The organism is Siminovitchia fortis, assembly GCF_007681465.1.
Lineage (GTDB): Bacteria > Bacillota > Bacilli > Bacillales > Bacillaceae_C > Siminovitchia > Siminovitchia fortis.
In genome coordinates, this window is the sequence record NZ_VEKZ01000159.1 from 1 (window position 1) to 846 (window position 846).

An 846-nucleotide genomic window follows, 5' to 3' on the forward strand; every position below is an offset into this window, starting at 1 on the left:
CTGCAGTCTTTCGGTCTTCGGATTTTCCAATACCTGCTCCGGCGGTCCCTGTTCGACGATCTTCCCCTTGTCGATGAAGACGACCCGGTCAGAGATTTCGCGGGCAAAGTCCATCTCATGCGTCACGAGGATCATCGTCATGTTCGTCGTATGCGCAATGTCCTTTATGACCGCGAGCACCTCTCCGACGAGCTCGGGGTCCAATGCTGACGTCACCTCGTCAAACAGCATCACTTTCGGTTCCATGACGAGCGCCCGGGCGATCGCCACGCGCTGCTGCTGGCCGCCGGACAGCTGGATCGGATACTTGTGCACGTGATCCTTGAGCCCTACTTTCTCCAGCATCTCAAGCGCCCGCTCCTTCGCCTTTTTTTTCGGCATGCCCAGCACATGGACCGGCGCCTCCGTCACATTCTTCAATATAGTCATATGCGGAAACAGGTTGTACTGTTGAAACACCATGCCGATCTTCCCGCGCACCTTGCGCAGATGCTTTTCCCCGGCAGGGACGAGTTCTCCTTTGACTTCCTCGTGCCAAAGCGGCTCCCCGTCGACTTCGATCAGGCCGGATGTCGGCTCCTCGAGCGTCATGAGCATCCGGATGATCGTCGTCTTGCCCGAGCCGCTCGGCCCGATGATCGTGATCTTCTCCCCCTGCTCAATATCCAGGTCCAGCCCTTTTAAGACTTCAAAATCGCCGAACGATTTCCGGATATCCCGGTAGCGGACGATCGGCCGGTCCGATTTTGGCTCCGGCGCCTCATTTACTTCTTCACGGATCGCATCCTGCATCGCTGCCATCACGCGCTCACTCCTTTATTCGTTTGTTGTCTTCCGCGGCTTCTG

Annotated in this window: 1 protein-coding gene; it reads right to left on the bottom strand. The window is 57.2% G+C overall.

Annotated features, from left to right (window positions below; translation table 11 throughout):
• On the bottom strand, positions 1-801 hold an 801-nt coding region (gene ehuA, locus FS666_RS19395; protein ID WP_280524804.1), incomplete at its 3' end, for an ectoine/hydroxyectoine ABC transporter ATP-binding protein EhuA.
• Between the last annotated feature and the right edge of the window lie 45 nt (positions 802-846).